This window comes from Photorhabdus stackebrandtii (assembly GCF_011189495.1).
Lineage (GTDB): Bacteria > Pseudomonadota > Gammaproteobacteria > Enterobacterales > Enterobacteriaceae > Photorhabdus > Photorhabdus khanii.
The window spans coordinates 40,151-52,357 of the sequence record NZ_PUJV01000015.1; the positions used below are offsets into that span (position 1 = coordinate 40,151).

Annotated in this window: 7 protein-coding genes and 1 pseudogene; 6 read left to right on the plus strand and 2 right to left on the minus strand. The window is 41.9% G+C overall.

The genetic code is table 11. From position 1 onward, the window contains the following. Window positions 1-283 precede the first annotated feature (283 nt). The 5 genes and pseudogenes from C5470_RS13625 to C5470_RS13645 all read left to right on the plus strand — a co-directional run bounded on the left by C5470_RS13625 (window position 284) and on the right by C5470_RS13645 (window position 4,838). On the plus strand, window positions 284-616 hold the full coding sequence (locus C5470_RS13625) for a hypothetical protein (protein ID WP_166289946.1): 333 nt from the start codon (window positions 284-286) through the stop codon (window positions 614-616). 97 nt (window positions 617-713) lie between these two features. Next, a complete protein-coding gene (locus C5470_RS13630; protein WP_166289949.1) occupies window positions 714-1,823 on the plus strand; it encodes an S-(hydroxymethyl)glutathione dehydrogenase/class III alcohol dehydrogenase in 1,110 nt (369 codons plus the stop codon). 118 nt (window positions 1,824-1,941) lie between these two features. Then, window positions 1,942-2,788 (plus strand): annotated as a pseudogene (fghA, locus tag C5470_RS13635) (S-formylglutathione hydrolase). Between the two features lie 246 nt (window positions 2,789-3,034). Next, complete coding sequence (locus tag C5470_RS13640; protein ID WP_166289952.1) at window positions 3,035-3,223, plus strand: hypothetical protein; 189 nt, start codon at window positions 3,035-3,037, stop codon at window positions 3,221-3,223. Then, window positions 3,210-4,838 carry an N-6 DNA methylase gene (locus C5470_RS13645; RefSeq protein ID WP_242687988.1) on the plus strand — a complete coding sequence of 543 codons (1,629 nt, stop codon included), beginning with the start codon at window positions 3,210-3,212 and terminating at the stop codon, window positions 4,836-4,838. Before C5470_RS13640 ends, C5470_RS13645 begins: the two co-directional genes overlap by 14 nt. Before the next feature lie 51 nt (window positions 4,839-4,889). On the opposite strand, the gene C5470_RS13650 is transcribed toward C5470_RS13645, so the two are convergent. Both C5470_RS13650 and C5470_RS13655 read right to left on the minus strand, forming a co-directional pair. Continuing rightward, a complete protein-coding gene (locus tag C5470_RS13650) occupies window positions 4,890-7,883 on the minus strand; it encodes an Eco57I restriction-modification methylase domain-containing protein (protein WP_166289955.1) in 2,994 nt (997 codons plus the stop codon). A gap of 673 nt (window positions 7,884-8,556) precedes the next feature. Beyond that, entirely contained in the window at window positions 8,557-9,093 is a 537-nt protein-coding gene (locus C5470_RS13655; protein WP_166289958.1) for a single-stranded DNA-binding protein, read from the minus strand. Window positions 9,094-9,327: 234 nt separating this feature from the next. On the opposite strand from C5470_RS13655, the gene uvrA reads away from it, so the two are divergent. Further along, window positions 9,328-12,162 carry an excinuclease ABC subunit UvrA gene (uvrA, locus tag C5470_RS13660; protein WP_166289961.1) on the plus strand — a complete coding sequence of 945 codons (2,835 nt, stop codon included), beginning with the start codon at window positions 9,328-9,330 and terminating at the stop codon, window positions 12,160-12,162. Window positions 12,163-12,207 lie beyond the last annotated feature (45 nt).

A 12,207-nucleotide genomic window follows, 5' to 3' on the forward strand; every position in this document is an offset into this window, starting at 1 on the left:
TTTTATTTTGCATACTCAAAAAAACATTATAATTGAAATTATTTTCAATCAAAACAATACAAGATAATTATAGGAACAATATAAAAACAAATAAATCACATATTCTTTATGCTTATCAGGATAATTTTGTCATTCATAAAAAACACATAATATTTATTTGCCCTGGCTGTTTTAAGATGTTATTTTTCACCTACTAAGATTTATTTTTTATTTATAAATCTTGGACGATTTGTGTAGTTGAATATCTAAATATCATTAGTATTTTTCTTAAGAGGAAATTATTATGGAATATCAAAAAATTGGACAAATGAGCCTTAAAAACTCAGGTGGATTTGTTGCTAGAATCCAATTTAGTTATATTGATGCCAACGGTGAAAAGTTTTTAAGTAAACAAAGCGATGATATTACTCTTGGAGTCACAAAGACTATTGATCCTGGTGATCTTGGGGTTCCCGATGGAGCCACGGTTTATATGCATGTGTTTGTAGTATGGGGGCGTGATAATGAAGCCCATCAAGTTTTTTTATACGAAAAAGGAAGTCAAGCGATTGCCAACTATATGATCAGCGGCACAACATTAAATAATGATCTTGGCTTGATCGATGTTATACAGTAATACATACAGGTCCTGCTTACGCAGGACCTTATAAGTTAAAGAGTTACTTTTCCTGCCTAAGGTAAATTCCAGAGCAACTATGCATTAAGGAGAGAGTATGAAATCACGAGCCGCAGTTGCATTCGGGCCGGGCCGTCCCCTCGAAATTGTTGAAATCGATGTTGCCCCACCCCAGGCCGGTGAAGTGCTGATCAAAATCAGCCATACTGGTGTGTGCCATACGGATGCTTTCACCCTATCAGGGGATGATCCGGAGGGCGTTTTTCCTGCCGTATTCGGGCATGAAGGCGCAGGCATAGTCGTTGAAGTTGGCGAAGGTGTCACCAGTGTCAAACCCGGTGACCACGTTATCCCTCTTTATACCGCCGAATGTGGAGAATGTCTGTTCTGCAAATCAGGAAAAACCAACCTGTGTGTGGCCGTACGGGAAACTCAGGGGAAAGGTGTAATGCCGGATGGCACAACCCGTTTTTCCTACAAAGGGCAGCCTATTTACCATTACATGGGATGCTCCACATTCAGCGAATACACAGTCGTGGCCGAAGTATCACTGGCAAAAATCAACCCGGAAGCAAACCATGAAGAGGTGTGTTTGCTGGGCTGCGGTGTCACTACCGGTATTGGTGCAGTGCACAATACAGCGAAAGTGCAACCCGGTGACTCTGTCGCCGTCTTTGGACTCGGCGGCATTGGCCTTGCCGTGCTCCAAGGAGCCCGTCAGGCAAAAGCCGGCAGGATCATCGCCATCGATACAAATCCAGCAAAATTTGAGCTGGCCAGACAGTTCGGCGCAACCGACTGCCTGAACCCGAATGATTACGACAAACCTATTCAGCAGGTCATCATCGAAATGACGGAGTGGGGAGTGGATCACACTTTCGAGTGTATCGGTAATGTCAATGTTATGCGTGCCGCGCTCGAAAGTGCACACCGTGGCTGGGGGCAATCAGTGATTATTGGTGTGGCAGGTGCAGGACAGGAAATCTCAACCCGACCATTCCAACTGGTCACTGGCCGTTCATGGCGAGGCACCGCCTTTGGTGGTGTTAAAGGCCGCAGTCAGTTGCCTAAAATGGTGGAAGAGGCAATGGAAGGCAAAATTGAGTTAAAGCCTTTTGTGACTCACACTTTGCCGCTTGAGCGCATCAATGAAGCATTCGAACTGATGCATGAAGGAAAATCCATTCGCACAGTCATCCATTACTAAGCTGCTTTGCGGAAGTTAAAAACCGTGCTTTGACAAACGGTTTTTAACAAAACAGGAAACGATGGCCGGGTTTACCGTGAAATGAGTGAACCCGCAGGTTCTACAGAGAGGAAAAAGAATGGAAAGGATTGAACGTCACGCTTGTTTTGGGGGATGGCAGGATGTTTATCTGCACGAATCAGCCGCACTTGGCTGCACCATGAATTTTGCTGTCTACCTTCCTCCTCAGGTTGAACATCAGAAATTACCGGTACTGTACTGGCTTTCAGGCCTAACATGCAATGAACAGAATTTCATCACTAAAGCGGGGGCTCAACGCTACGCTGCCGAACAGGGCATTATCCTTGTCGCCCCAGATACCAGCCCTCGAGGTGAGAAAGTTGCAGATGACAACGCTTATGATTTGGGTCAGGGCGCCGGTTTTTACCTCAACGCAACACAGGAGCCTTGGGTACAGCACTATCATATGTACGATTATGTGGTGTCAGAGCTACCGACACTGATCGAAGCACACTTCCCGGTAACAGCCGCCCGGGCCATTAGTGGTCACTCTATGGGAGGTCATGGCGCACTGATGATCGCACTACGCAATCCGGATAGTTACCGCAGTGTATCGGCCTTTGCACCGATTGTTGCACCCTCTCAAGTTCCTTGGGGAGAAAAAGCTTTTCGCACTTATCTGGGCGAAGCTCCTGACACATGGAAAGTCTATGATACACTCGAGCTGCTGGCTAATAGCGCCGAGCCATTGCATATGTTAATTGATATCGGGACTGATGACCCGTTTCTTCAAGAACAGCTACGCCCTGAGCTGCTGAAAGATGTGTGCGAAAACACTGGGCATCCTTACACTGAACCTGCGCACCGGCTATGATCATAGCTACTATTTTGTCGCCAGTTTTATCAGCGAGCATATCGAATATCATGCCAAAATATTGAAAGGAACTTGTTCTGATAATCAATAAATTACATAAAAATCCATTAATATTTTTATGATAGAGGATTCCCAAACCAATACACTGTTGGTTATTTATTCAACTTAATATGAGTTCAGGCTTGATTGAAATAACACGTGTCTACGTTAACGAACTCCCCAGGCGATACAAAGAGAATTCTTTCCAAGGTACTCTATTTTTCGACTAATGAAACTTTCGATTTAGCCTAAAAATCTGTAACCTATGTTACATAACAAATATCACATAGGTTATCTAATGGCGAAAGGTGAATCAGGGCGCATAGTTTTGGAAGTCGATCCAGAGCTGAAAAAAACCCTTTACTCAGTATTAGCTCATGAACAACAAACACTTAAAGACTGGTTTGTAGATAAGGCTCAGAAACATATAGAAGAAAAGAAAAATGAACTGATTAAGAGCTTTTTAAAGGTAAATGATGAAATTTAAAGCAGACCAGACAAGCCAAAAACTAAGAGGTGGTTATTACACACCTCAGAACTTGGCAGATTACGTAACTAAATGGGTGTTAAGTAAGCTACCTGAATCAATTTTAGAGCCAAGTTGCGGTGATGGTGTATTCATTCAAGCACTTAACAACAATCAATGTGATAAAACTATTAAGCTTTCTTGTTTTGAATTGTTTGATACAGAAGCTCAAAAAGCGTCTAAACGTTGTCAATCATTGGGCTTTGACAATGCTATCGTTGCAGAAGGTGATTTTCTGGTCTGGGCAAACAATCAACTGAATCCAGGACATAGTTTGTTTGATGCTGTTGTCGGCAATCCTCCGTTTATAAGATATCAGTTTCTTGAAAAATCGTTTCAGGAACAGGCAGAACTTGTTTTTAAGCAATTAGGACAAAAGTTTACTAAACATACAAATGCTTGGGTTTCTTTCTTGCTATCGGCTCTCGCTTTACTTAAAAATGGCGGTCGAATGGGAATGGTTATCCCTTCTGAGATTATTCACGTAATGCATGCTCAATCGCTTCGTAGTTATATGGGACAAGTCTGTTCAAAAATCGTGATAATCGATCCGAAAGAGATTTGGTTTGAAAATACTCTGCAAGGAGCTGTCATTATCTTAGCTGAGAAAAAAGAGCAGCCTGAACAGTCATCAGAAGGTGTTGGTATTGTCAGTGTAAACGGCTTCGACTTTCTTGAAGAATCCCCTGATGAGTTATTTAACAGAACCTTGGGCATCAATGGCGAAACGGTAGAAGGTAAGTGGACAAAAGCAATTTTGGAAAAGAACGAATTGTCACTTATCAAGAAGCTTATTAGTCATGAATCTGTGCATAAATTCAAAGATATAGCAAAGGTTGATGTTGGTATTGTAACAGGGGCTAACAGGTTCTTCTTAGTAGATAACGAAACGGTCAATAAATATGGATTAGGGCAATACGCTCATCCTATGTTTGGTCGTAGTCAGCACTGTCCTGGTATCTTGTATGATAAAGCACAACATCAGAGCAATCAGGATCAAAGTCTTCCAACAAACTTTTTATACATCGAAGAAGAGTTTGAAAAGCTTCCTACAAAGGTAAAAGATTATATTGAGCTTGGTGAAGCTGAGAAATATCACGAACGTTATAAGTGCCGTATTCGCAAGCCTTGGTATAAAGTGCCATCCGTTTACAGCACCGAAATTGGTATGCTAAAACGTTGTCATGAAGCTCCTCGGCTGATTTTAAACCAAGTTGGAGCATACACAACAGATACGGCTTATCGTGTATCTTCGACTTTCACAAGCGCAGAAAACTTGGTGTGCAGCTTCTTAAACCCTCTCACGGCCATCACAGCAGAATTAGAAGGGCGTTATTACGGTGGTGGGGTATTAGAGCTTGTTCCTTCTGAAATAGAAAAGCTTCATATACCAGTCATTGAAGATAATAAGCACGATATGGTTACTCTGAACCAGCTAGTGAAAGAAGGTAAGGTTGAAGACGCTATGCGAATGCAAGGAGAAGCGATTTTATCTAAATTAGGCTTTACCAATGAAGATAATGAAAATCTAATGTCTATTTGGAAAAAATTAAGAGATAGACGTTTACGTAAATAGTATGTATCAGAAGCTCAGCTCACTTAATGTGAGCTGGTTTTTATATTTAAATTACAAAGAGTTATATAAGTCAGTGATAGAAGGGATTTTACTGTCTAGTTCACCAAGATCGAACAAATCTTTTATAAAGTTATCCATTTGTTCTCTTGCTGTGTCGAACTGTCTTTCTAGGACGATTTTCGAACGTGCATCTGCTTTGGAGATATCTGAATATAGTTTATTCATTCTCTGTTGTAGATCTGCGATAGCGTCATGTTTCGCTTTTTCTTCTGTATTGCCAAAATTGATTATTGGGATTGGCATTCGTGTTTGAACTTTTGTCCCACGAGCGACAAAACCACCTCTAAACACTTCACCATATATCGAAGCAAACCACTCCAGGTATCTTGAAGATAGAATCGCTTGAATATAGTAAATAGAGTAAGGGCAAGTTTCAGTAACGTTGATGATACTGTAACCAGCGGTTCCACCTGACGATACAAAAGTTCTGTGATTGTCTATTGAATACTTATAACCATTTGATAAAACCCCAACAATGATCTTTTGTGGCACATCGCAGTTTTCGAGGGCTTGACTACGGCCATATCTATACCATTCATTAGGTGTGGTAGGATCAGGCTTAATAGAGCGTTTACCATTATCTAAGTAATCTTTTACCACTTGCAAGAATTCGAACATTTTCGGGTAATTCTGCTCTAAATCCGCATATTCGATGAATTGAACTCTGTTACCGACTTTCTTATATGGATAAATGACGAAAGCATTCGGCTCTACGTCTTTATACGTATAGAAATGATCTTCCCCTGAACGTTGGGTTTCAAAGTATGGATGAGTCAATTCTTTCTCGACATGATATTCATTACCATCGTATTCAAAGTAGATATAGCCTTGTTCGGTCTTAATCTCTTTGTGAATATAGTAATCGTTGGCACTGGTTTGAATACCGTTTGCAATCGCTTTCTGGCCTAAGATGTCACCTAATTGCTGGGACTTACTGTATATCTTCTCCAAGATTTCATTGGTTTCTTTTTCCAGAATCCAAGTATCTGAATCCAATTTATCCACTTCGTAAATATTTGATAACAAGAATTTATCTTCACGAGTGAGCCATTTCTTAAAATTCTTGACTTCATAGAAAGAAAACTCTTTTTGCTGAGATTTTTTCAAGAATAATAAGCAAGTGTAGGTTGTTTTATTTTTGAACACTTGATGCGAACCAAACGAGATTAGTTTGCAAAGGTATTTATTATCAGCAAGTAATTTACGGAGGTTTTTGCCAGCTCCGACTTTGGTAAATTTTGAAGGCAGTATATAGCCCAAATAACCGTTATCCCTCAGAAGTTGCATAGAACGTTCTACAAAGAGGAAATACTTATCGAACTGTTTGAAAGCGGATTTGTATTTCTTCTTGTAGATTGGTAATTCAGCTGGCGTAATTTGCTTCATGTGTTCGGTTGCCATATAGGGTGGATTACCCACAATTACGTCAAAGCTATAACCAACATTGAATGGATTAACAGTTAAAAGATCTGTTGTTTCCACATTGTCAGATAGATCAATCAAGCTATTTCCAAAAAGAATGTTGCTATCTATTTTTGGTAGAATTGGCTTGTCTGGATCGATAGTCTCTTTTGACTCACCTTCGAGTAGTTTGAGAAGTAGACCAAACGAACAAGCTTTAACAGCATTGAAGTCTTTATCAATACCGTAAATGCAGCGAGTTAGAATCTCTTTCTTAACAGAGAGTTTCAGTTTAAAACTGTGCTCAGTTAGTTGTTGCAATTTCGAGCGATCATGTTCGATATAGTAGTCAATTAAAATATCTTGAATCGTCTGAAATATTTCGAGTAGAAAAGCACCTGAACCACAAGCAATATCCGCAAATTTAGAGTTTAATATCTGCTCGTCAGACTTGTCTTTACAAAACTCAATAACAGTATTTCGAATAATATCTTTGATGATGTGATTAGGAGTAGTAACAACATCTCGATCAATGTGCTCTTCTTTTGGCTGAATCTCTACTTCGCCCTGCTCCTTGATGCGTATTTTCTCACTCAAAAATACTTCGTAAATGCTCCCTAAGATATCGGAAGAAAATACAGAGAAAGAATACGCACTTTGGGGGAAATAAAGCTGTTCAATGATTATCCAGATACAAGAATCTTCATTGCTAATCAATTCGTCAATATTTTCAAGGGCGAATAGACCTGAATTATATTTTCGATCAGAATATTGTAACTTGCTGATAAGAGATTGAAAATCTTTTTGGTGAGCAAAATGATAAAGTGTCTCGTAATCTTCCAAATCTCGGTCTTCACAGACACGTAAAAACACTATACTGTTAATGTAATTCTGTGTTAAATCATTTAGCTTTTCTTCACTTAATTCAGGTTTAATAGTGAGGAATTCATTAGCCAGCATCAAACGCCAATCATTAATTTGTTCCAAAAATAGATCATCAACGCTAAAACGTGAAATTTTGTTTTCAATATCTGACCATTCAGAATCGAATTGACCAGAATAAACGCTGTCTCTACCAATAATTTGCTGAATTTCATCAAAATTATCAACTAGCTCAGTGAAGTAATATAACTTGATTCTGGAATTAAAAACCGTATCGTCTTCTGAGACTTGGTTAGAACAATCATAGATTGCAGTGTATTCAAAGTTTGATAAAACTGAGATTTTTAATTTTGCTGTAAAGCCGTAACGACGAACTTGTTTTGCTGGTTCTGGATCAGTTGAAACCTGAACACTCGGTTTTTTAGCTTCGACGAAGAATTTACGTTCTGAGAAGAGACGAAACGTGTAATCAGGCTTTTTAGTGTTTTCTCCTGCTCTGGCTCTTAAACCTTCCTCAACCAATACTTCACGTTCATTCGTTGGCTTACCGTTCGAGTTTGTGATATCCCATCCAAGAATCATGAAGAGCTGATCAAGAAAATCTGTTCTTAATTGAGTCTCATTGTAGCGACTAGAACGATAGTAATCTAAGTCACTCTTGTATCGCTCAACCAAACGTTGTAGCTGTTCAATTTTTGTCATTTTATTATTTCAGAAGTTAAGTTTTCCAGTTCAGAGTTACTAAGGTTCGTGGCATTTAGCTCTTGTGAATTAAACTCGCGTGATTTTTGTTTCATAAGTGATTTAAATCGCCACCTGTACAATAGACACTCTGTAGCATTCAAAAACGTAAAAATAAAAAACCCTGCGTATTTTCTGGGTTATAATTCATACAAACCAATAAAAGCGGTTATTTTTACACTTTTAATTTATACATGATGTTGGGTAGAGCACGTGCGCCCTGAAAGGATTAGCCATTACTCCCCCACCGAACCATACGTGCACATTTCTATGCCTACGGTTCTCCATATTAGATCAAACAAAGGTTCTCCTGTCTGGCAACATCCCTTTGTGAAATTGGAATAAATATTGGTATGGCCCCTGAATAACCGTGAACCAAAGGTATCCCGAAGCCACTATGAACTATGATTCAACCAATCAGGTTAAATCATATGGGATTTGCAATGGCTGGCGCAAAGTAGGTTATTTCCCGCAACCAGCCTTTTCCTGACATGCTGCACTCCCCTTCCTCTTTCGAGGTTCAAACCCATTGCTGGATAAGGATAAGTCAGGCTTACAATAGGCGCTCCAACAGCCTATGATTATCACATCAAAACATGATAACCACTTGTTTTAAAAATAAAAATGTCGCAATCTAGAACGGAATATCATCATCAAAATCCATCGGTGGCTCATTGCCTTGTGGAGCAAAGGACTGAGCCGGACGGGAAGACGCACCACCACCGCTGAACTGCTGAGATTGTTGTGGCTGTGATTGTGGCTGCTGTGGCTGTCCCCAACTGCCGCTGCCACCCTGCGATGGGTTATCCTGTAAGTTACTCGCACGCCCACCCAGCATTTGCATGGTACCACCCATGTTCACCACCACTTCAGTGGTGTAACGCTCCTGACCGTTCTGATCCTGCCATTTACGAGTTTGCAAAGAGCCTTCAATATAAACCTGTGAACCCTTACGTAGGTATTCACCCGCGACTTCTGCCAGTTTGCCGAACAAAACAACCCGGTGCCATTCAGTCTTCTCTTTCATCTCACCGGTCTGTTTATCGCGCCAGCTTTCAGAAGTCGCCAGAGTAATGTTAGTAACTGCGCCACCGTTCGGCATATAGCGGACTTCCGGGTCCTGCCCCAGGTTGCCGATTAAAATAACTTTGTTTACGCCTCTGCTGGCCATTGGGAATACTCCTGATGAAATGAATTTCTACAATTATAAGCAATGCAGTTTAACATGCGACGCTAAAAATGAAACGCAGCCACATTAGAACAGACTTTGCGAAGCTCACCGTACTTTATACCGCACTGATTACATTATTTCACTTAAATACTGTATATCTAATCAGTCAACTCTGTGTAATAATAACGCACTTATTATTAGTTATGCACGTACGAATAATCTGGGAAATGGTTCATGGATAACATCGAAGTTCGGGGCGCACGCACCCATAATCTCAAAAATATCAATTTGATAATTCCCCGAGACAAGCTGATAGTTATCACGGGTTTGTCCGGCTCAGGCAAGTCTTCTCTGGCATTCGATACGCTTTATGCAGAGGGGCAACGTCGCTATGTTGAATCGCTTTCAGCTTATGCGCGCCAGTTTCTATCACTGATGGAAAAACCCGATGTTGATCATATTGAAGGGCTATCCCCGGCTATTTCCATTGAGCAGAAATCCACTTCCCATAACCCACGTTCAACTGTGGGGACAATTACCGAAGTTCATGATTATCTGCGTTTGCTGTTTGCCCGTGTAGGTGAACCACGTTGTCCCGATCACGATGTTCCACTCGCTGCGCAGACTGTCAGCCAGATGGTAGATAATGTTCTGGCATTGCCGGAAGGGAATCGCCTGATGTTGCTGGCGCCAATCGTCAAAGAGCGCAAAGGTGAACACACCAAGTTGCTGGAGAATCTGGCAGCACAAGGGTATATCCGCGCACGCATTGATGGTGAAGTCTGTGATCTGTCCGATCCGCCAAGACTGGAATTACAGAAGAAACACACCATAGAGGTGGTCATTGATCGCTTTAAAGTTCGCGCCGATCTGGTTCAACGCCTGGCTGAATCTTTTGAAACAGCACTGGAGCTTTCAGGTGGCACAGCCATTGTCGCCAATATGGATGACAATAAAGCTGAAGAACTGATTTTTTCCGCTAACTTCGCGTGTCCTGCATGTGGCTATAGCATGAGTGAGCTGGAACCCCGCCTGTTTTCTTTTAACAACCCAGCCGGTGCCTGCCCGACTTGTGATGGTTTAGGTATTCAGCAATTTTTTGATCCCGACAGAGTCATCCAGAATGGCGATATTTCTCTGGCAGGAGGGGCAATTCGAGGCTGGGATCGCCGTAATTTCTACTATTTCCAGATGCTATGTTCACTGGCGAACCATTATAAATTCGATATTGAAGCACCTTTCAATTCCCTGAGCGCCAGTATTCAGAAAGTGGTGTTATACGGTTCCGGTAAACAATCCATTGAATTTAAATACACCAATGACCGTGGCGATACCACAGTACGCAACCACCCGTTTGAGGGTGTACTGCATAATATGGAACGCCGTTATAAAGAGACAGAATCTGCTGCCGTTCGTGAAGAACTGGCAAAACATATCAGCAACCGCTCATGTATTTCCTGTCGCGGAACTCGCTTACGCAAAGAAGCCCGTTATGTATTTATTGAGAATACAACCTTGCCGGAAATCTCAGATTTCAGCATCGGCCATGCCATGGACTTCTTCCAAAATATCAAGCTCAGTGGTCAGCGCGCACAAATTGCCGAAAAAGTACTGAAAGAGATCCGCGACCGCCTGAAATTTCTGGTTAATGTTGGCCTGAATTATTTGACGCTCTCCCGTTCCGCCGAAACATTGTCCGGCGGCGAAGCTCAACGTATCCGCCTTGCCAGCCAGATTGGCGCAGGTTTAGTAGGCGTGATGTATGTACTTGATGAACCTTCTATCGGGTTACATCAACGGGATAATGAACGCCTGCTGGAAACGCTGATCCACTTGCGCAATCTGGGGAATACTGTGATTGTCGTTGAGCATGATGAAGATGCAATCCGCGCTGCCGACCATATTATTGATATCGGCCCAGGTGCTGGGATGCATGGCGGTGAGATCGTCGCAGAAGGTACAGTTAAGGACATTATGGTAAGCAAAGATTCACTGACAGGTAAATTCCTGAGTGGTGAACGGGAAATTGCCATCCCAGAGAAGCGTATTCCGGTTGATCCGAAAAAAGTACTGAAGCTAATTGGCGCGAAAGGTAATAACCTGAAAAATGTGACATTCAGCCTACCGGTTGGATTATTCACTTGTATTACCGGGGTCTCTGGCTCCGGTAAATCGACGCTAATCAATGATACGCTGTTCCCCATTGCACAACGCCAATTGAATGGCGCGACCAATATCAATCCTGCTCCTTATACTGATATTCAAGGACTGGAGCATTTCGATAAAGTGATTGATATTGACCAGAGTCCGATCGGCCGAACTCCCCGCTCTAACCCGGCAACTTACACCGGTGTATTCACGCCAGTCCGTGAGTTGTTTGCAGGCGTACCTGAATCCCGCGCCCGAGGTTATACCCCTGGACGATTCAGTTTTAACGTTAAAGGTGGACGCTGTGAAGCTTGTCAGGGTGATGGCGTTATTAAGGTAGAAATGCACTTTCTGCCTGATATTTATGTCCCTTGCGATCAGTGTAAAGGTAAGCGTTATAACCGCGAAACACTGGAAGTAAAATATAAAGGCAAGAATATCAATGAAGTCCTGAATATGACTATCGAAGAAGCCCGTGAATTCTTTGATGCTGTTCCTGCCCTGGCCCGCAAACTGCAAACACTGATAGATGTCGGTCTTTCTTATATCCGTCTGGGGCAATCAGCAACGACGTTATCAGGTGGTGAAGCGCAGCGGGTAAAACTGGCACGAGAACTATCCAAACGCGGAACCGGGCAGACGTTATATATTCTTGATGAACCAACAACTGGTCTGCATTTTGCTGATATTCAGCAATTATTAATAGTTCTGCATCAGTTACGCGATCAAGGAAATACCATTGTGGTTATTGAGCATAATCTTGATGTGATTAAAACCGCTGACTGGATCGTGGATCTCGGCCCTGAAGGAGGAAGCGGTGGCGGCGAAATTCTGATCTCAGGCACTCCAGAAGAGATATCCGAATGTGAGAAATCACATACTGCGCGTTTCCTGAAACCGATATTGAAGAAAAAAACCTAATTCGCCAATAGGGGCTCAGTTGAGCCCCGTAGTTTTCGGCCAGTA

Excerpts from the sequence above, each read along its gene's own strand:
- C5470_RS13625 (WP_166289946.1), top strand. The coding sequence starts at position 284 with ATGGAATATCAAAAAATTGGACAAATGAGCCTTAAAAACTCAGGTGGA.
- C5470_RS13630 (WP_166289949.1), top strand. The coding sequence starts at position 714 with ATGAAATCACGAGCCGCAGTTGCATTCGGGCCGGGCCGTCCCCTCGAA.
- C5470_RS13640 (WP_166289952.1), top strand. The coding sequence starts at position 3,035 with ATGGCGAAAGGTGAATCAGGGCGCATAGTTTTGGAAGTCGATCCAGAG.
- C5470_RS13645 (WP_242687988.1), top strand. The coding sequence starts at position 3,210 with ATGATGAAATTTAAAGCAGACCAGACAAGCCAAAAACTAAGAGGTGGT.
- C5470_RS13650 (WP_166289955.1), bottom strand. The coding sequence starts at position 7,883 with ATGACAAAAATTGAACAGCTACAACGTTTGGTTGAGCGATACAAGAGT.
- C5470_RS13655 (WP_166289958.1), bottom strand. The coding sequence starts at position 9,093 with ATGGCCAGCAGAGGCGTAAACAAAGTTATTTTAATCGGCAACCTGGGG.
- uvrA (WP_166289961.1), top strand. The coding sequence starts at position 9,328 with ATGGATAACATCGAAGTTCGGGGCGCACGCACCCATAATCTCAAAAAT.